General features: G+C 69.2%; 1 riboswitch.

Annotated features, from left to right (window positions below):
* Positions 1 to 248: 248 nt before the first annotated feature.
* Positions 249 to 344: riboswitch (cyclic di-AMP (ydaO/yuaA leader) on the bottom strand. This riboswitch is flagged as partial in the annotation.

Genomic DNA, 344 nt, shown 5'->3' with positions numbered 1-344 from the left:
TCCGCTCGCCGTGGGTCTTTACCCCGAAGACCCCGTTACCGTTGCTCGGAATTGGGTCTCCCACCCCTGCCGTACGGGCAACCCTTGGACCCGCGGCGTTTACTGCTTTCCACGTCCGTCCCCGCACTCGCGCCTGCCGCCTGCGTTCGCCACCACAGCAACACGACGGCCAGCGGCCGCGGTGGGGTCCGCCATAATCGGGCGGCGGGCGGCGCGGTGCTTCCCGCGCATGCTGCGAGCAGTCACGTTCAACCTCTCCGCGCGCCTACGAGGTCAGCTGTCGGGGTCGGGTGGGAGAAATCACCCGGCCCCACGATCCGAGGACCGTGGGACTTCACCCCGAG

The sequence above is a fragment of the Isoptericola haloaureus genome, assembly GCF_036689775.1.
Taxonomy (GTDB): domain Bacteria; phylum Actinomycetota; class Actinomycetes; order Actinomycetales; family Cellulomonadaceae; genus Isoptericola; species Isoptericola haloaureus.
The sequence above is the reverse complement of the archived record's forward strand: the minus strand, read 5'-3'. Positions and strand labels throughout refer to the sequence as shown.